Below are 16,653 nucleotides of genomic sequence, written 5' to 3' on the forward strand. Positions count from 1 at the left end.
GACGCTCGGACCGAAGTAAGGACGCGTGGAGACAGTGGACGCATGGATGCGGTGAACGGTGGCGAGGGCAGCGGACGGCCGCCCGGCATGGCCGATGTGGCCCGGGTCGCGGGGGTCTCCGCGCAGACGGTCTCGCGTGCCCTCTCCGACCATCCCAACGTCCGGGAGGAGACGCGGGCCAAGGTGCTCGCCGCCGTGGAACGCCTTGGCTACCGCAAGAACAGCGCCGCCCGGATCCTGTCCTCCGGGCGCAGCCGGACGATCGGCGTGGTCACACTGCAGACCACGTTCTACTCCCGCCTCACGCTGACCTTCGGCATCGAGAGCGCGGCGTACGAGGCCGGCTACTCGGTGTCCACCGCCTCCACCGCCTCGCTGGACACCTCCGCCGTCGAGGCGGCGCTCTCCCGGCTCGCGGACCAGCGCGTCGAGGGGATCATCCTCGCCATCCCGCTCATCCATGTGAGCCCCCGCATCGAGCAGTTGACGGACTCCCTGCCCACGGTCACCGTCGACGGGTCGCGCACGGCGGCCTCCGAGGTCGTCGCGGTGGACCAGGTCCAGGCCGCGCGCCTGGCCACACGCCATCTGCTCGACCTCGGGCACGAGACGGTCTGGCACGTCGCGGGCCCCGGCGAATGGCTCGACGCGGCGAGCCGTCTGCAGGGCTGGCGGGAGACCCTGGAGGCGGAGGGCCGCACGGCCCCGCCCGTCCTGGAGGGCGACTGGTCCCCCTCGTCCGGCTACCGCAACGGCCTCATCCTGGGCCGTATCCCCGACGTGACGGCGGTGTTCGCCGCCAGCGACGAGATGGCCTTCGGCGTGATCCGCGCGCTGCATGAACTGGACCGGCGCGTCCCGCAGGACATCTCCGTGGTCGGCGTCGACAACATCGACCTCGCCGAGTACTGCTCGCCGTCCCTGACCACCGTCGCCCAACCCTTCGCCGAGATGGGCGCGTTGGCCTTCGGCCACCTGCTGCGGCTGATCGAGAATCCCGAGGCCGAGCACGAACCGGCGTCGGTCGAACCGAAGTTGATCGTGCGTACGAGTACGGCACCGGTCGACCGCGGGGCGGTGTGAGCTTGGCGGCGACCGCATCCTGGAATCTCAAGTGAGCCTGACATCAAGGCGGTTCGGCGAGAGACGGCGCGCGATCCGCGATCTTCATCACTGTTCCTCTCCGTGCCTCGCCTGTCGCGCGGTGGTGTGATGGGGTGGTCGACCATGACAGCGAGCCGGATTCTGAGCGTCCCCACCCATGCGACGGGCTACCCGGGGGTGGCCTTCGGCGGCTATGTCGCGGGGCTGCTTGCCGCCCGCGCGGAGGCCAAGACGGTACGCGTCGACTTCCGTGGCGCGGTGTGTCCCGACACGCCGCTGGACGTCACGCAGACCCCGGACGGCGGCTGCCAGCTCGGCGACGCCGAGAACGGCGCCTTGGTGGCGTGCGCGCCCGCCGAACTGCTGCTCGATCCGCCGGAGATGCCGACCTGGGAGCAGGCGCAGGCGGCCACCGAGGACTACCTCGGGCACATCCGCAAGTCGCCGCCGCCGATTCCCGACTGTTTCGGCTGCAGCCCGGTGCCGGTGGGACTCGGCGTACGGGTCTTTCCGTCCCGCGTCCCCGGGCGCGAGCTGCTCGCCGCGGCCTGGGTCCCCGATGCCGAACTCGCGCTTGACGACGGGACGTTGCCACCTGAGATGGTCTGGTCGACCCTCGACTGCCCCGGCGGCTGGGTGGGCATCAGGTTCGGCCTGACGAAGCCGGGCGCGGTGACGGCCGCGCTCACCGGGAGGCAGCTGCGGCCGGTGCGGGCGGGCGAGCGCCATGTGTCCTACGCCTGGCCCATCGCCGGCGAGGGTCGGAAGGTCACCGTGGGGGTGGCGCTCGCGACGGTGGACGGCGAACTGTGCGCGCTGGGCGAGGCGCTGTGGATCAGCCCTCGGGAGCGGCGGGCCGCCGATCCGGGATCAGGGGCCTGACGCCACGGCGCGGCCGCCGCGCGCGCTGCGACGCTGCGGCACCGTGGCGAAAGTCGCCACCCCCCGAGGTGCAAGGAACAAACGCAGGTAGGGGCTACGCCCGGGTGCCGGTGTGCAAGACGGCGAACACCGCCCGGGCACGGGTGTCACCGGGGGGCTGCCAGGAGGCGGTGAAGTGGCCGATCGCTCCCTGCGGAAGAAGAATCGGGCCGTCCGAGGTGGGCTGCAGGACCCGGTGCAAGCGCAGGGTCATGCCATGCGCCGTAGTCAGCCGGGTGCCTTCTTGATCGTCGGTGGCGGTGAAGTCTGTGGAGATGGAGCCTTCACCGGCGTAGGAGGCGATGACCTCCCGGTCGGGGACGCCGGTGATGTTCTGGTCCTGGGCCTGCGCCCGCCCCTCGATCAGGGCCGCCAACTGGGCGACCAGCACGGGGTCGTGGCAGCCGTCATAGGCCCATCGCCGCCCCAGCACCCCGTGCTCCATGGTCCCGACGAGGGCGTGCTCCGCCCCGTCGAGCGGGGCACCGCGATAGGTGAGCGGCACCAGGTAGGCGGTCGGGTGAGGGCCGGAGGCATCGGTGACCACGATGAACTCGATCCCCACCTCGCCTTGCGGGTCGTCCAGCCGGAAGCCGCCGGCCTTGGCCAACTTCGGTTCGGCCGCGCCACCGCGGTACCACGGACGGGAAGGCAGCCAGGAGGTGAGCAGTTCCAACTTGGTCGGCTTGAGGTCGGTGTGGTGGATGACGGCCATGCCGAAGGTTCCCTTCCGTTGAAGGCTCTAGTCGAGACAGAACTCGTTGCCCTCGATGTCCTGCATCGCGAGGCACGACTCGTCGAAACCATCGGCGAGCAGTAGTTGCACGCGTGAGGCGCCGAGTGCGATCAGCCGTGCGCATTCGGCCTCAAGCGCGGCCACGCGCTCTTCACCCACGAGCCCGGTGCCGACCCGCACGTCGATGTGCACCCGGTTCTTGACGACCTTGCCTTCGGGAACGCGCTGGAAGAACAGTCGCGGGCCGACACCTGAGGGATCGATGCATGCGAACGCCGAACCCTGACGCTCAGGCGGCAGCGCTCGATCGAAATCGTCCCAAGTGGCAAACCCCTCTGGGGGCGGCGGCACGACGTACCCCAGCACCTCGCACCAGAAACGGGCGACGCGCTCAGGTTCCGCGCAGTCAAAGGTGATTTGGAACTGCTTGATCGACGACATCGGTCCATCGTAGAGGCGGGTCTTTCGTCACCTACACGGGCCCGGCTACACAGGCCCGGCATCGCGAGCGTGATCCCTCCAAGGCCCAGCAGGCGGAGTCCAGCGCGCCGGTGGGCTCGTCGGCGAGCAGCAGCGCGGGCCAGTTGACCAACGCCCGGGCGACGGTGAGGTCGTCGAGGAGATTGAAGAACTGGAGGGCCATGCCGATGTGTTCGCGACGGAACGTGGCGAGGGCGTGCTCGCTCAGCTGGTCGATCCGTCGCCCGGCCACGTTCACGGCGCCGTCGGTCGGCTTGTCCAGGCCGGGGGCGACGCTGAGCGTGAGCGGTCCGAGCGCGGGCGCGCCGACGCTGTCGTAGCGCTTCGCCACACCCTCCAGTTCGATCACTTGACGCATATGAGTCGTCCGTCCTTGAGGTCGGTCGCGAGAGGCACATGCCGTTGTCGGCCCCGCGAACCTAGAAGCCGCCGCGGACGGGGTGGTGAGCGCAGCACAATGTCCGGATGGAGACGGAAGACCGGCGCAGCCAGCAGCAGCAGCTCATCGACGCGCTGCGCCCGGAGGCGAAGGCCGCCCCGCGATGCGCTACCCCGGCGACGGGCCGGTCAGCATCAACCCCCCGACGGCCGACACCGGATCCGGGATCCCGGACCTGCGCGGCCGCGTCCAGGCCGTCGTTTTCGCCTACGAGACGGGGCTCTTCGCCCCGGGCGGGGGCGCCTGGATGATTGATCCCAAGCTCAATGGTCGTAGGCGGTCATTGACCACTGCCCTCGGCCTGCTGCGCGGCGAATTGGCGGCCGGGCCGTCGCCGATCGCTGAACTGACCGCCCAGGATGCCTGGCTGGGCTTCCTGCGCTTCAGTCGTCAGCGTCCGGATCCAGCTCTCGTCCAGCTCGGCAGCTTCGACTCCTGGTTCTTCCACGACACTGACGAGGATCTCGATCAATGGGCCGCGGCTCTGGCCGACCGCCTTGCGCCGCTGCGCGGTCGTGTGCCGGTCGGCCTGCGCCTCTACGAAGAGCCGGTGTAGGTACGGAGGAACCGGCGCGGACCACCGTGCTGGTTCCTGGCCTTCAGCCGGGGAACTCCTCGATGCGCTCCCGGTTGAGGAGGTACGTGGGCAGGTGCGGCTGCTGCAGCGGGACGGGGAATCCGTAGTCGTAGGCCAGGCTCGCCATCGCGAGCGGGCCGAGCGCGACTTGGGCGCGGGGCGCCGCCGAGTCGCCCCAGTACGCGCCGTGGTGGGCGACCGCTTCGGCGAGGCTCTTGGTGAAGGCGTCGTGGTCGCGTGCGATGAGGCGGTGGAAGAGAGCGACGGGCTGGTAGTCGATCTGGTTCACGAAGTCCATCGGCGCGTGGGTCACGGTCTCGGGCATGGACGTTTCCATGGTCGCCAGGAGTTTCTGTACGACGTCGTCCATGGGGCGCTGGGACCAGTAGGTCTGCAGCGTGTCGATCCAGTGCAGGACGTAGGCGTCGACCGAGTCGTCCTGCCGCAGCGCCTCCAGCGGCACCTGGCACAGCCGGTCGGCCCGGTCCTGCCTGCGGCACGCGAGAGCGAGGTAGAAGGCGTCGAGCCAGGCGCGGGCGTCCGCGGGCGGCTCGGCGGGGAGGGCGGGCAGCTGCGGTTCGATGTCCTCGCCGAGGCGGCATTTCTGCGCCTGCGCGCCGGTGAACAGCGCCGAGCCGAGCTGTACGGCGGTGGCCCAGGCGTCCCACGTGTCGATGTGCGCCACTCGGGGGTCGGCGGCGCAATGGCTGTGGGCGAGGGTGAGCGCCGAGGTGAAGGCGTCGGTCAGTCCGGCAGGCTGCTGGGCGAGCCGGGTTATCGACTCGGCTGTGGTGGGGGTGAGTTCGGCCGTGTCGGGGGCCTTGGCGGTGGTGCTCGTGGCGAGCCGTCCGGCGGCGTCGAGGCGGACCAGGCCCTTCATCAGGCGGAGCAGTTCCGGCGGCGGCCGCAGCGAGAAGGTGCGGGTGTCGGGGTCGATGACCGTGAGCGACGTCAGGGCGCCCTTGTGCCACCAGTAGACCCGCGGGGACAGGGCGCCAGGACCGTCCTCGTGAGCCCCGAGTGCGTACGCGGCAAGGCCGTTGACGGCATCGACGACGGAACCGTCGGCGATCGGGTGGTACGCGAGGAGATTGCGGTTCGGCATGACGACGAGGGCACCGGCGTCGGGCAGTGCCTCGCCGGTGATCTGCCGGGCGGCTTCGGACAGGAACAGCGCCTTGCTCGCGATGAACGGGGATTCGCCGTACAGGGAGTGCAGCAACGCCCCTCCCTCGACGGACACTTCGTCGTGCTCGACGGGCACGCGCATCAGGTTCGCGTACGCCGCCTGGCCCAGTTCCTCCAGACCGGCACGCTCCACGTCGGCGTCGGTCAGGATCCGGACGCTGGTCGGCATGTCGAGGGCGTAGGCGAAGACGAGCCCTTCGGCCACCACGCGTGCGTAACGCATGGCACCGGCGAGCTCAGGGCCGATCGAATCCGCGGGCAGCAGCCGCGCGTGCACACCGCGCAGCAACTCCGCGGCGCTCTCGCCACCCCGGCTCCCCTCCCGCAAAGCGGCGAAGTGCTCGTCCACCAGGGCCGGCCAGCGGTCCTCCGGTGCATGGCGGCACTGCTGCGCCAGGTTGTGCAGGGAGTAGCCGCCACCGTCCTCGCAGTACGGGGCGGCAAGTGCCCGCAGGCGTTCGGCCTGCGCGACGGTCAGCATCGGCAAGTCGGGATCGGGGGTTGCTGGCGCGGCGATGGCGTCGTCGTGATTCACCCCTCTGACCCTACGAGTCGGCAGAACGACGGCTGACGCCGGGTCATGCCGCACCACATCGCGGCTTCGGCTGGGCGGGACCTTTCGCCCACACGAAGACCTCGGTGCCCGGTTGGCGCTCGGAGAAGCGGCCGGACGGGGAGCTGTCCAGGAGCAGGTGGCGCAGGTCCGCCTCGAAGGCGTCGCGGTCCTCGCCGAAGAGGTGCGGCGCCGAGAACGACATCGAGAACACCCCGGCGACCGCGTCGTCGACCGTGCGCACCAACTCCTGGCCTCCGGGCACGACGTGACGCCGGGGGCCGGTGAATCCCGCGCGGGCGAACACCAACGCCTCACCGCCGGGGGTTCCCTGGGGCAGCACGCCCCGGCCGGCCCTGCGGACCGCTCCCAAGTAGCGTCTGACCAGCTCGTCCACCGCCGCGTAGGGCACCGCCGGATACGGCAGGCCCTCGGTGGTCCGGGGCTCCGACTTCTCGTCCGAGATGTGTACGAGGACTCCGCCGGGCCGGAGCATGTCCCTGATCGTCGTCGCCACCAGGTCGCGGTCCATCCAGTGGAAGGACTGGGCGAAGGTCGCGACGGTGAACGTACCGAGCCCCGCGGGCAGTTCCTCGGCGCGGGCCCGCACCCACCGCGTCTTCCCGGCCACTCCGCGCTCGGTGGCCGCGCGCCCTGCCTCGGCGATCATTCCGCGGTCCGGGTCGACGCCGACGACCTCGGCGAACAGGTGCGCCAGCGTCAGGGCGATGGTTCCGGGCCCGCAGCCCACGTCGATGAGGCGTCCGCGTCCGTCCAGGTGCAGAACCTGGGCGAGTTCGTCCGCAAGGCCGGGGGCGTAGGGAAGCCGACCGCGTCGGTAGTAGGCGGCAGTGCCCGAGAACAGGGTTTCGTCCCACTCCCAACCTGCCGTCATGCCCAGCACCGCCTTCGCCGTCATCAAGTCGTCCGTCCCTGCCGGACGGACGATGATTTCACGCCGCGATAGCCTCGAGGCTCTTGTGCGGCAGTGGGCGCGGATGCGCCTCGGAACCTGGGGGCTTGGGATGACGGAGCAGACGGAGAGTGCGGCGGTCCGGGCCGCCGTCGAAGAGCGCTTCCTGCGCGAGTGGGGGTTCGAACTGCCTGAGTCGGTCTTCCGGTTCTGGGCGTTCCTCGGCTCGCTCGGCCCCGTGGAGCAGCAGGCGCTCGGGGAGCTGGACGTGAGCCCCGTCGGCATCATGGACCTGTTCGCCGATCCCGGTCTGCGGCCGCGCGACGGCATCGACGTACGCGTGCACGGCCGCTACTACCGCGACCCGCCCGAGTTCCTGACCTTCCTGCACGGCGGCTCCGACGGCCTGCACCACGGCCTGTGGTTCGACGACGGCCGCACCTGCAGCGGGGTGGCGTCGTACTACAACAACGACGGCGGCGGCATCAACACGCATGCGGCCACGCCACTGGAGGCGGTGCGCGCGATCCTCGAACTCGTCTGGCGCGACCTCGACGACGACGTACAGGACGAGGAGGTGACCGCACGGCGCTCCCGCCTCGCTCGGCTGCGCGATGCCCTGACCGGCTTCGAGACCGGCGACCGGCCCGAGGTCGGCCTCGCCTATTCCCAGGCGTACGACTGGACGATCCAGCCCGAGGACCCCGACCGGGTCACGACGCTGGACGGCGCGGGCGCACTCGCCGCGGGGGAATCCGTGCTTGACCGCCCTGCCCACAACGGCGCCGACGAGTACAAGTTCGCGACGTACATGTACGCCCTCTTCGACGACGCCGAGGAGCTGCAGGCGAACCTGGAGGAGGCCCGCAGCCGTTGCTCGGCGGGCGATCCGACGGAGGCGCTCCTCCTCGGCCGCGACCTGCACTGGGCGTCGGGCGGCGACCCGGCCCGCGAGGCGCTCGCCCACGAACTGCTCGTGCTGGCCTATCGCGCCCTGGGTCGTCCCGCGCTGGCGGGGATCGCCGAGGCACATCACCGGCACCGTTCCTTGGCGAAGGTGAACGTCCTTGAGACGAAGAAGGCCTGACTTCTGCCGGCGCCGTCATGGGAGGACGTCGTAGGTCAGGTGCGTCGCGGTCGATGTGGCGGTCACGCTCCGCTGCACCAGCGTGCGCGGAGCCCCGCCGGTGAACAGTGGTGTCCCCGCACCCAGCACGACGGGCGAGAGGTGCAGCGTCAGCACGTCGACCAGCCCCGCTTCGAGCGCCGAACGGACCGTGGCGCCGCCGCCCATGAGGACGACGTCGAGGTCCTTGCCGCCTGCCGCCGACGCCGCCTCGGCGTGCCGGCGAGCGACGGTGACGGCGTCGGGCAGACCGGTGGTGACGAACGTCCAGTCGAGGCCGGTCAGCCGCACCGACTCCGGCGGCGAGCTCGTCACGACGACGAACGCGGGCTTGCCCACCTCGGCCGCCCCATAGCCGACCTTGTCGTCCCAGCCGTGCGGCCCGTCGACCACGTCGAAGAGGTGGCGGCCGAGGATGACGGCGCCCGAGCGGGCGGTCGCCTCATGCAGGATCCGGCGGTCGTCGGGGTCGTCGGAGAACGCCCAGGTGTGCAGGGCCTCGCCGCCCGTGCCCAGTCCGCTTTCCGGGCCGGGGTCGGGACCGGTGACGAAGCCGTCGAGGGAGACCGAGATGTCAGCGATAATGCGCGTCATACCAAGGCAGACTCGCCCCGCCGCCCGAACTCATCGCTCACAAATGAAGCGACAGCGACCCTGCGACTTCAGTACCCGATGGTGAAGCGGCGCTGCACGAAGCGGGGCAGTTCCGCCTCGTCTATCAGGGCGACGGCGGCGTCCTCGGCCGAGATGCGGCTGCGGCCGGCGGCGTCCACAACGGGCTGGTCACCGCCGGTGCGGAAACGGCCCGTGCGTTCGCCGGGGGCGATGTCCTCGGCGGGGCTGAAGTAGGTCCACAGGCGGTTCGACGTGCGCAGGACGTTCAGGGCGTCCCGATGGCCGCGCACGGCCGCCGCGTAGGCGCGGGGCAGGCCGACCTGGTCCAGGGTCGCGTGCAGCAGGTCGTCGGAGTCGGCTCGCACCACTCCTGGTTCCACCTCCAGGCTGCCCGCGCCGCCGATCACGATCAGCCGGGTCCGGGGATGCCGCTCCAGCGCCTTCAGCAGGGCGCGCGCAGCGGCCGCGTAGACGGTGGGATCGGCGATCGAGCGCTGCACGGTGTCCGCGATGTCGTGGGCGGCGTTGCCGGGCTGGAACGCGCTGATCAGGACGTCGAGACCGGGCAGGGCGGCGGCGACGGCCGCGGGGTCCAGGACGTCGACGCTCGACCAAGTGATGTTCTCCCGCCGCTCCTTGCCCGCGGCCGACGAGGCGTCGCGGCTGAACGCCTTGACGTGGTGCCCCCGGCCCAGTGCTTCGGTGACGACCCTGCTGCCGATGGTCCCCGTGGCTCCGATGACTCCGATGTGCATGGCTCTCCCCTGTGCATGCCGATGTACGACGCAACCTGATGGTGACGCCGTGCGAAAACTATACGCCGTGAAGTTTTCGCACGGCACGCATAAAATTGACGCTGTAGATTGTCCGCGTGGCAGATACAGGCAGCAGGGGCAGAGGCAGGCGCGAGCGGCTACGGGCCGAGACGACCGCCGAAATCAAGGACGTGGCCTTGGCGTTGATGGCATCGAGTGGTCCCGACGCCATCACTTTGCGGGCCATCGCCCGCGAGATGGGCATGACCGCGAACGCCATCTACGGGTACTTCGCCACCCGGGACGACCTGATCACCACGCTCATCAACGACGTGTACACGGCCCTCGCGGACGCCGTGGACAGCTCCTGGGATGCCACCTCCAACCAGAGCCCGGCCGCGCGGATCCAGGCATGGTCCCGCACCTTCCGGAACTGGGCCCTGGCCAATCCGCAGGGCTTCCGGCTCATCTACGGCGATCCCGTTCCCGGCTACCACTCCCCCGAAGGCGGCGCCGCCCCGGACGCCGCACGCCGCGTCTGCACCGGGCTCACCGCACTGGCGGCGGCCGCCTGGCCGGACGCCGAACGCCTCTACCAGGGCAGCGAGTTCGCCTGGTCGGACTTCGACGCGGGGCTGCTCGACAAGGTACGCCCGGCCTTCCCGGAGCTGCCACCGGCTGCCGTCGCCCTCGCGCTCCGCATCTGGGGGCATCTGCACGGTTTGGTGTCACTGGAGGTCTACGGCCACCTGCGCACCCAGACCGCAAGCCCGGACAAGCTCTTCCGGGAGGAACTCGCCCAGCTGGTACGTATGTTGGGCCTCCCGCAGCAGCGCTGATCGGCCACCCCGACCGGATGTGAAGTGAATCACCGCGGCGGACTGTCACGGTTCGCCGCTCCGGAGTGTCTCGATGGGCGTCCGACAAGTCCGACGAGAGGAGCCGGGTGTGATGTCGAGGTACCGACGAGTGCTTGCCGTGGGGGCGGGCCATGGCTGAGGACGCCTTCACCGAGCACCGTCCGCTGCTGTTCACCATCGCGTACGAGATGCTGGGCAGCGCCGCCGACGCCGAGGACGTGCTGCAGGAGAGCTACCTGCGGTGGAGCGCGGTCGATCCGGCGACGGTCGAGCATCCCCGCGCCTACCTGGTCCGCCTGGTGACCCGGCAGGGCCTCAACCATCTGCGCGCGGTCAGGGCGCGGCGCGAGGAGTACGTCGGCCCATGGCTGCCCGAGCCGATCCGCACCGTACCCGAGGTGAGCGAGGACGCGATCCTGGCCGAGTCGGTTTCGATGGCCATGCTGCTCGTCCTGGAGACGCTCAATCCGACCGAGCGCGCGGTGTTCGTGCTGCACGACGTGTTCGGCTACACCCACGGCGAGATCGCCGCGTCGATCGGCAAGACCGAGGTGACTGTCCGTCAGATCGCCCACCGTGCACGCCGGCACGTCCACGCGCGGCGCCGCCGCTTCGAGCCCGACTCCGACGCCACCCGCCAGATCGTCCAGCGCTTCCTGCAAGCGGCGTCGACCGGCCGGATCCAGGATCTGATGGATCTGCTGGCGCCCGATGTCGTGCAGATCTCCGACGGCGGGGGGAAGGTGGTCGCCGCCCGCCGCCCGATCACCGGGCGCGACGAGGTCGCCCGGTTCGTCCTCGGCGTGATCCGTACCACCGGCTCGACGACCCGTGTCGAGCCCGCCACCTACAACGGCATGCCCGCGGCCCGGTTCCTCACCGGCGACGCACTCGACTGGCTGGTCGCGTTCGAGATCCACGACGGACGGATCACCGGCCTCTACGGCATGCGCAACCCGGACAAGCTGCGCCGCGCCGACGCGGTGCGCCCACTCGACAGAGGAGGTCTCTGACCATGGAAACCATGACCGTCGAACGCGTCATCGCCGCCCCAGTCGAGGAGGTGTTCGCCTGGCTCACCACGACCACCAACTACACGCGTTCGCCCCTGGTGGTGCGCTGCCGCCTGACGCGGCGCGGCGAGAGCGCGCCCTACGGCGTCGGCGCGGTGCGCAGTCACCTCTGGCTGATCGGCTGGTTCCGGGAACGCATCACCCGCTACGAACCGCCGTACGCCACCGAGTACGTCGTCGAGCGCAGCCTGCCGCCGGCCCGGCACGAGATCGGCCGTATGACGTTCGCGGAGGTCGACGGCGGCACCCTGGTGCGCTGGACCACCCGTGCCGAGATCGGCGTCCCGTTGCTCGGCCCGCTGCTCACGCGGCGCCTCGCGAGGCCGATCATCACCCGCACGTTCGGCGCCATCCTCGACGCCGCCGCCACGGCGCTCGCCACCGCTTCGAGGCCGGCTGCATGAACTGGCGTACGCACACTGATCGTTGGGACGTAGGTTGTGCGGTGGAACACTTCACGCCTCGGTGGAAAGACGGACGGAACCCATGACCGACCCTGCGACGACGCCCGGGTCTGCGGCACAGCAGCAGATCGACACCTCTGTGCCGCACTCGGCGCGGATCTGGAACTACTGGCTGGGCGGCAAGGACAACTACGCCGTCGACGAGGCGGCAGGCGACGCGTACAGCGCCGTCTTCCCCGGCATCGTCACCGTCGCCCGCAGCAGCCGCGCCTTCCTGCGCCGGAACATCACGTACCTGGTCGACGACGCGGGCATCCGGCAGTTCCTCGACATCGGCACGGGACTGCCGACCGGGGACAACACCCATGAGGTCGCCCAGCGGCTCGCTCCCGAGACCCGGATCGTCTACGTCGACCACGACCCGATGGTGCTCGCGCATGCCCGCGCCCTGCTCACCTCCACCCCGGAGGGGGCGACCGCCTACGTCGACGCCGATCTGTCCGACCCCGACCGCATCCTGGCGGCGGCCGCTCAGACGCTGGATCTCACGCGTCCCACGGGCCTGATCCTCAGCAACATCCTTGGCCACGTCGCCGATTACGACCAGGCGCGATCCATCGTCGCCCGCCTGATGGAGGGGCTGCCGTCCGGCAGTTTCCTCTCCATCAACGACGGTTCACGGGGCACGGACGCCGATTACGAGCAGGCCCAGGATGCCTACAACGAAACCGGCGCCGTCCCGTACTTCCTGCGTCCCGTCGACGAGATCACTGCGTTCTTCGACGGCTTGGAGCTCCTGGACCCCGGGGTCGTCTCGGTCCCGCTCTGGCGGCCGGACGGCACCGCTCCTGCGCTGGAGCCCATTGGCGAGCACGGCGGTCTCGCCCGCAAGCCGTGACCCTTCAGTCCCTTCAGGCCCTTCAGTCTCTTCAGGCCGGGAGGGCCTCGACGTCGGGGACGACCGTGCCGAACAGGTCGGTGATCGCGGTCAGCGCGGCGGACTGGAGACCGGCGGCGGGCAGGACGCCGCCGTCGGGTGTGGCGAGGGCGCGCGTGGCGGTGGTCTCGGCGACGACGGTGGGCCGGTATCCGAGGTTGAAGGCGCCCTGGGCCGTGTAGTTGACGCACATGTGCGTCATGAAGCCGCCGAGGATCAGGTCCTTGCCGCTGCCCGGCGCGGCGCCGAGGTCGGTCAGTGTCTTCTCCAGTTCCGTGAGGTGGAAGGAGTTGGGGAACTGCTTGACCACGACGGCTTCGCCGTCCACGGGGGCGACCTCGTCGCTGATCGCCCCGATGTGGGCGCGGATGTCGTACGGGGTGCCCTCGCCGCCGTCGTTGATGACGTGGACGACCGGGGTGCCCGCGGCGCGTGCGCGCTCCAGCAGGCGGGCGCCCGCCGCGACGGCCTGCTCGGCGCCGTCCAGGGCCATGACGCCGCTGCGGTAGGTGTTCTGGAAGTCGATCAGGATCAGGACGGATTCGCTCAGCCGGGGCGGCTGGTTGTCCAGGCCGATCACGTCACGCAGGGGCGTCGAAGGCTGATTCGTGCTCATGGGGAACCTTTGAACCTTTCCAAGGGGAAAAGGGCATGGCGAAGCCACAGGGGGGCGCTCGCCTGCCGGCGAAGAGATGGATGGATGTGGATGGGTGCGGATGGGCGTGGCTGGTGTGGCTGGTTGTGGCTGGGTGAAGAGGGTCAGATGGTCTGGGTGCGGAAGCGGCGGCGGTAGGCCCCCGGGGTGGTCGCGAGCTGCCGCTTGAACGCCCGGTGGAGGGTTTCCGCCGAGCCGAGCCCGGCGGCGGTGGCGACCTGGTCGAGCGGGCAGTCGGTGGTCTCGAGCAGGCGGCGGGCCGCCTCCACGCGGGCGGCCTCGACATAGCCGGCCGTACTGGTGCCCGTCTCCTGTTTGAAGACGCGGGCGAAGTGCCGTTCGCTCAGGCACATCCGGGCCGCCAGGGCCTCCGCGGACAGATCCGCGTCGAGGTGATCGGCGATCCACAGACGCAGTTCGTCGATGTCACGCCGGGAGGCGGCGGGGCGGCTGAGCGGGACGGAGAACTGGCTCTGGCCGCCCTGCCGTTTGAGGTACATCACCAGCTGCCGGGCCACCGCGAGCGCGGCGTCCTCGCCGAGATCCTCGGCCACCAGGGCCAGCGCGAGGTCCAGGCAGGCACTGATCCCGGCCCCGGTCCACAGCCGGCCCCGGTCCGTGCGTACGAAGATGGGGTCCGGGTCGACCCTGACGGCAGGATGGTCGGCGGCCAGCTGGGCGGCGGTCGACCAGTGGGTGGTCGCCGTCTTCCCGTCGAGGAGTCCGGCCGCGGCCAGGACGTGCGCGCCCACGCACACCGACGCGACGCGCCGGGCGTGCGGGGCGGTCTCCTTGACCCAGTCCACGACGTCGGCGTCGATGCGGGCGACCGGGCCCTCCTCGGTCATGTCGACCGCGCCGGGCACCAGCAGGGTGTCCACCTGGCCGCCGACCTCGCCGAAGCCGAGGTCGGCAACGAGGCGCACACCCGCGGAAGTCCGCACCTCACCGCCGACGGGCCCGGCGAGGCGGACCTGGTAACCGGCGCGGCCCGCGGTCTCCCGGTTGGCCAGCGCGAAGACCTCGGCGGGGCCGGTGACGTCGAGGAGATCGACATCGGGGAAGACCGCGATGACGACACGGTGCGGAGTGGGCATGACCTCATCCTCACCGCCACCACCGATGGCCGCAATGACGATTCCCTGTCACATCCGGACATGCGGTGGGCGGTTCAGGATGGGGCTGACGTGGGCCGGTGCCGGGGGCGTGAGGCGAGCCTGAGCTGAGCTCGCACCGGGGTGGCCGGGACTTGGCCGGAGGAGTCGGCCCGCGCTTGCCTGCATGCGGCCGCGCCCTGGGGTCGCGCTGCGGACGGATGTCGGCGGACCGACAACCCAGGCCCGAGGTCGTGCCGGAGGCGATCGCGGCCAGGCCCGGAAGCATCAGCCCACCCAAGCCTGCACACCGAAACGGACGCACCCCCTCACCGCCACACACCGACCCCCGCGGACCGACAAACCCACCCCGACACCACACCGCAGGCAATCGCAGCCACACCCGGAAGCATCAGCCCACCCAAGCCTGCACACCGAAACGGACGCACCCCCTCACCGCCACACACCCACCCCCGCGGACCGACAAACCCACCCCGACACCACACCGCAGGCAATCGCAGCCACCCCCGGAAGCATCAGCCCACCCAAGCCTGCACACCGGAGCAGACGCACCCTCTCACCGCCACAGACCGACCCCGGCGGACCGACAACCCCGCCCCGAGACCACGCCGGAGGTGATGCGGGACCAGACCCGGAGGCGTCAGCCCACCCGAGGGCGCATGCCCGGAAGCCGCCACCGCCCCTCCCCGCTGGAGATCCCTCCGCGTCAGGCCACGGGCCCGTGCAGCCCCGCCACCGCCCACTTCGCCCGTGTCGAGAGGCCGCTCAGCGCCTTCGCCGACTGCTTGGCGATCGTGTTGAGCAGGAGCTTGCCGTGGGTCATCGTCGCCCGTGCGAGGTCCGCGTCGCCCGCCGCGACCGCCGCCAGCGTCAGCTCCAGGTGCTGTTCCGTGATCAGCCGGCCGAGCCCTCGGCGGTGCCACTCCGCCACCGAGCTGTCCGGAGCCGTGCCGTCGACGCCGACCGCCGCACGGGCCCGCTCCAGGGCTCGCCCCGCTGCCGCGAGGTCGCCCTTGCCGCGCTCCAGGCGGGCCAGGATGTACGCCTCCGAGGCCCGGTCCCATGCGGTGTCCTGGAGCGAGAGGAGGTTGAACTGGGCGCGGGCCGCCTGTGCGTGGTCGCCTATGCGCTCCAGCGCGCGGCTCAGTTCCCGGAGCCGTTCCGCGTGCGGGCCCGTGTCGTCCAGGAGGCGGATGAGCGCGACCCGGGCGTGCTCGGTGAGCCCCTGCCGGTGGGCCAGCTCGATCCAGGTGAACTCGTTCTCCGCCGCCGCATCCCGCCCGTGGCGCTTCGCCTCCTCGGCGCGGGCCCACTCCACGGCACCGACGCTGTCGTTGACCTGCCCCCAAGAGGCCGACCGCAGCAGCGGAACATCCTGGTCCTGCCCGTACGACGCCACCAACACCGCGGTAAGACGCCGCTCCTCGAACGACTCGGTACGCTCGGCATCCTCGCGCTCCAGCAGGAAACGCAGAAACGGCAGGTCACCGTCCCGGCGGTCGAACTGCGCCGCCCGCAGCGCCCCCGCCCGGAGCACCGGATCCGCCGCCGCCTCCTCCCGCGCGCCGAGGTCGCCGGAGCGCATCCGCTCCAGGATCTCCCGCCCCGGGCCGAGGACTACGTCGCGCAGGCACTGCCGGTAGGACTCGTGCAGCCGGTACGCGCACAGGTCACGGGAGTTGAGCAGCACATGGTCCGGTTCGGTGCGCGCGGCGGCCGACTCCGTCAGGGCGAAGAGCTCGACGAGCGGCCGGTCCGGCAGTCCGAGGCCACTGACCAACGCGGCCCGCTGCGCGTCCAGTTCGGGGGCGAACTCCTCCCGGGCTTCGTCGTCCCCCGCACGCACCTGGGCCCGCAGCCCCTCCTCGTCCAGCTCGGCGGTGAGCCCTTCGCACCACTCGGGCAACCGCACGAGCATCTCGAGCGCCTCCCCGACACTCTCGGCAATCAGTACGGCGTCGCCCTCGGAGGACGCGTGGAGCACCGCCTGATCCGCGCACAGGAAGTACGTACCGCCGGTGTCGTCGCCGGCGATCGCCTCCAGCGACGCACCTGACGCCAGGTGCACGTCCTCGACGTGGTACGCCCTGCTCACGTCGAAGTTGAAGGGAAACGCGGCCAGTTCGGCCAGGTCGGGGCGGCTGCGCAAGAGCTCCAGTACGCGATCGGTCATACGACCGGACCCTAGCGAGGCCCTGGCGG

General features: G+C 70.8%; 17 protein-coding genes and 1 pseudogene. 8 read left to right on the forward strand and 10 right to left on the reverse strand.

Going from position 1 to position 16,653, the window contains the following annotated elements; translation table 11 throughout:
• The first annotated feature begins 42 nt into the window (after positions 1-42).
• Together AB0G47_RS35930 and AB0G47_RS35935 are read left to right on the forward strand one after the other, a co-directional pair.
• Positions 43-1,083 (forward strand): LacI family DNA-binding transcriptional regulator, encoded by a 1,041-nt coding sequence (locus AB0G47_RS35930; RefSeq protein ID WP_360778680.1) that lies wholly within the window; start codon positions 43-45, stop codon positions 1,081-1,083.
• Between the two features lie 144 nt (positions 1,084-1,227).
• Positions 1,228-1,986, forward strand: a complete 759-nt coding sequence (locus AB0G47_RS35935; protein ID WP_360778684.1) for a hotdog fold domain-containing protein — start codon at positions 1,228-1,230, stop codon at positions 1,984-1,986.
• 94 nt (positions 1,987-2,080) lie between these two features.
• On the opposite strand, the gene AB0G47_RS35940 is transcribed toward AB0G47_RS35935, so the two are convergent.
• From AB0G47_RS35940 to AB0G47_RS35950, 3 genes and pseudogenes are all read right to left on the reverse strand, one after another.
• Positions 2,081-2,740: a 1,4-alpha-glucan branching protein gene (locus AB0G47_RS35940; RefSeq protein WP_360778687.1), complete on the reverse strand. Its 660-nt coding sequence runs from the start codon at positions 2,738-2,740 to the stop codon at positions 2,081-2,083.
• Positions 2,741-2,767: 27 nt separating this feature from the next.
• Positions 2,768-3,202 carry a VOC family protein gene (locus tag AB0G47_RS35945; RefSeq protein ID WP_360778689.1) on the reverse strand — a complete coding sequence of 145 codons (435 nt, stop codon included), beginning with the start codon at positions 3,200-3,202 and terminating at the stop codon, positions 2,768-2,770.
• 91 nt (positions 3,203-3,293) lie between these two features.
• Positions 3,294-3,599, reverse strand: a pseudogene (locus AB0G47_RS35950) (ABC transporter ATP-binding protein); the annotation flags it as partial.
• Between the two features lie 184 nt (positions 3,600-3,783).
• On the opposite strand from AB0G47_RS35950, the gene AB0G47_RS35955 reads away from it, so the two are divergent.
• Entirely contained in the window at positions 3,784-4,236 is a 453-nt protein-coding gene (locus AB0G47_RS35955) for a hypothetical protein (RefSeq protein ID WP_360778692.1), read from the forward strand.
• A gap of 43 nt (positions 4,237-4,279) precedes the next feature.
• On the opposite strand, the gene AB0G47_RS35960 is transcribed toward AB0G47_RS35955, so the two are convergent.
• Together AB0G47_RS35960 and AB0G47_RS35965 are read right to left on the reverse strand one after the other, a co-directional pair.
• Positions 4,280-5,980 (reverse strand): Imm49 family immunity protein, encoded by a 1,701-nt coding sequence (locus tag AB0G47_RS35960; RefSeq protein ID WP_360778695.1) that lies wholly within the window; start codon positions 5,978-5,980, stop codon positions 4,280-4,282.
• 43 nt (positions 5,981-6,023) lie between these two features.
• Positions 6,024-6,893 (reverse strand): class I SAM-dependent methyltransferase, encoded by an 870-nt coding sequence (locus tag AB0G47_RS35965; RefSeq protein ID WP_360778811.1) that lies wholly within the window; start codon positions 6,891-6,893, stop codon positions 6,024-6,026.
• Here AB0G47_RS35965 and AB0G47_RS35970 point away from each other — a divergent pair.
• Positions 6,892-7,998, forward strand: a complete 1,107-nt coding sequence (locus tag AB0G47_RS35970) for an ADP-ribosylation family protein (protein ID WP_360778698.1) — start codon at positions 6,892-6,894, stop codon at positions 7,996-7,998. The two genes, AB0G47_RS35965 and AB0G47_RS35970, sit on opposite strands and share 2 nt — an antisense overlap.
• A gap of 15 nt (positions 7,999-8,013) precedes the next feature.
• Here AB0G47_RS35970 and AB0G47_RS35975 read toward each other — a convergent pair whose 3' ends face one another.
• A complete protein-coding gene (locus tag AB0G47_RS35975; RefSeq protein WP_360778700.1) occupies positions 8,014-8,631 on the reverse strand; it encodes a dihydrofolate reductase family protein in 618 nt (205 codons plus the stop codon).
• Between the two features lie 68 nt (positions 8,632-8,699).
• On the reverse strand, positions 8,700-9,407 hold the full coding sequence (locus tag AB0G47_RS35980) for an NAD(P)H-binding protein (protein WP_360778703.1): 708 nt from the start codon (positions 9,405-9,407) through the stop codon (positions 8,700-8,702).
• A 116-nt stretch (positions 9,408-9,523) separates the two neighbouring features.
• On the opposite strand from AB0G47_RS35980, the gene AB0G47_RS35985 reads away from it, so the two are divergent.
• The 4 genes from AB0G47_RS35985 (at position 9,524) to AB0G47_RS36000 (ending at position 12,642) form a co-directional block, all read left to right on the forward strand.
• Entirely contained in the window at positions 9,524-10,246 is a 723-nt protein-coding gene (locus AB0G47_RS35985; RefSeq protein ID WP_360778705.1) for a TetR/AcrR family transcriptional regulator, read from the forward strand.
• A 152-nt stretch (positions 10,247-10,398) separates the two neighbouring features.
• Positions 10,399-11,280, forward strand: coding sequence for an RNA polymerase sigma-70 factor (locus AB0G47_RS35990; protein ID WP_360778708.1), 882 nt, complete (start codon positions 10,399-10,401; stop codon positions 11,278-11,280).
• A 2-nt stretch (positions 11,281-11,282) separates the two neighbouring features.
• Positions 11,283-11,744 (forward strand): SRPBCC family protein, encoded by a 462-nt coding sequence (locus AB0G47_RS35995; protein WP_360778711.1) that lies wholly within the window; start codon positions 11,283-11,285, stop codon positions 11,742-11,744.
• A gap of 82 nt (positions 11,745-11,826) precedes the next feature.
• The gene (locus tag AB0G47_RS36000) at positions 11,827-12,642 is read left to right on the forward strand and encodes an SAM-dependent methyltransferase (RefSeq protein ID WP_360778714.1); all 816 of its coding nucleotides are present in this window, start codon (positions 11,827-11,829) and stop codon (positions 12,640-12,642) included.
• Between the two features lie 31 nt (positions 12,643-12,673).
• Here AB0G47_RS36000 and AB0G47_RS36005 read toward each other — a convergent pair whose 3' ends face one another.
• From AB0G47_RS36005 to AB0G47_RS36015, 3 genes are all read right to left on the reverse strand, one after another.
• Positions 12,674-13,297: a cysteine hydrolase family protein gene (locus AB0G47_RS36005; protein ID WP_360778717.1), complete on the reverse strand. Its 624-nt coding sequence runs from the start codon at positions 13,295-13,297 to the stop codon at positions 12,674-12,676.
• A gap of 143 nt (positions 13,298-13,440) precedes the next feature.
• Complete coding sequence (locus AB0G47_RS36010) at positions 13,441-14,433, reverse strand: GlxA family transcriptional regulator (RefSeq protein WP_360778720.1); 993 nt, start codon at positions 14,431-14,433, stop codon at positions 13,441-13,443.
• 724 nt (positions 14,434-15,157) lie between these two features.
• Complete coding sequence (locus AB0G47_RS36015; protein WP_360778723.1) at positions 15,158-16,624, reverse strand: hypothetical protein; 1,467 nt, start codon at positions 16,622-16,624, stop codon at positions 15,158-15,160.
• Positions 16,625-16,653 lie beyond the last annotated feature (29 nt).

It is taken from the genome of Streptomyces sp. NPDC021622, assembly GCF_040640795.1.
Taxonomy (GTDB): domain Bacteria; phylum Actinomycetota; class Actinomycetes; order Streptomycetales; family Streptomycetaceae; genus Streptomyces.